The 1430-nt window shown below is 67.4% G+C and carries 1 protein-coding gene; it reads left to right on the forward strand.

Going from position 1 to position 1430, the window contains the following annotated elements; translation table 11 throughout:
• Positions 1 to 105 precede the first annotated feature (105 nt).
• Complete coding sequence (locus ACZ53N_RS37400) at positions 106 to 1329, forward strand: IS630 family transposase (protein ID WP_469145142.1); 1224 nt, start codon at positions 106 to 108, stop codon at positions 1327 to 1329.
• Positions 1330 to 1430: the final 101 nt, after the last annotated feature.

A 1430-nucleotide genomic window follows, 5' to 3' on the forward strand; every position in this document is an offset into this window, starting at 1 on the left:
CTCTCACCGCTGGAGTTCGAACAGCAGCACCACAAGACAGCTAAACTCTCACTCGCAGCATGACACCCTGTGTCCACACTCCGGGGGTCACCTCAGTGTCGCCACGTGAGTTGTGGTCTGTCCCAGATCAGGCCGGGGCTGGTGACGGCTGGGTCGTTCGGCGGTGTGCTGGAGGGCATGGGTGACAGCAGGCTGGTCCCGCTCGTGCTCTCGGATTCCGAGCGGGTGGTGTTGCAGGGGTGGGCGAAGCGTCGCACGACCGCGCAGGGCCTGGCCCTGCGGGCGAGAATCGTTCTGGCGTGTGCGCAAGGCGGCAGCAACATGGCTGTCGCGGGCCGGCTGGGTGTCCACCGGATAACGGTGAGCAAGTGGCGGTCACGGTTTCTGCGGGACCGGCTGGACGGTCTGGCTGACGAGCCGCGGCCGGGGGTGCCGCGGACCATCACTGATGCCCAGGTGGAAGAGATGGTGGTCCGCACCCTCGAAGAGCTGCCCGAGGGGTCGACGCACTGGTCGAAGCGGAAGATGGCTCGGCGGGTGGAGATCTCGCCCACGAGCGTGCTGCGGATCTCGCGCGCTTTCGGTCTCCAGCCCTGGCGGACCGACACCTTCAAGATCTCCCCGGATCCCCTGTTGATCGACAAGATCCGGGACGTGGTGGGCCTGTATCTCGCGCCGCCGGCGAACGCGGCGGTGTTCGCGATGGACGAGAAACCGCAGATCCAGGCCCTGGAACGGACCGCCCCGGTGCTGCCGATGGTGCCGGGGACACCGGAACGGCGCAGTTTCGACTACGTCCGGCACGGCACCGTGGACTTGTTCGCGGCGCTGAACACCGCCACCGGGAAGGTGATCGGGAAGCTGTCGGCCCAGCACCGGGCGGTGGACTTCCGCGACTTCCTGGACGAGATCGACCGGCAGACCGACCCCGGCCTGGCGGTGCACGTGATCTGCGACAACCTCTCTGCGCACAAGGCACCCGTGGTGCATCGGTGGCTGCTCGCCCACCCCCGCTTCGAGCTGCATTTCATCCCGACGTACTCGTCGTGGATCAACCAGGTCGAGCGGTGGTTCGCCGAGCTCGAACGACGCTGCCTCGAACGCGGCGTGTTCTGCTCGCTGGACGAGCTGAAGACCGCGCTCGAAGCCTGGGCGGGTCCGTGCGTTCGCCGTCGCGGTGGCGTTCGCGGTACAGGCGATCTGCCGGATCCTGGCAGGGCGTCGCCAATCCCTGGTGTCACCCGGTCGGTGGTCAGTTACGAAAGGGCGCACTGTGCTCTTCCGGGGCGGCGGTACGTTGTGCTCATCCGGGCTTCCGAGGCCGCTTAACAACATGGAGCGCCATGTCCGATCTGTCGAGACGCCTGTTATTGGGTACCGCCGGAGCGATCGGCGTGGGAGCCGCCGTCGGCGCCCTCAGCCCCGCGGCG

The sequence above is a fragment of the Streptomyces sp. NPDC033229 genome (genome assembly GCF_055576875.1).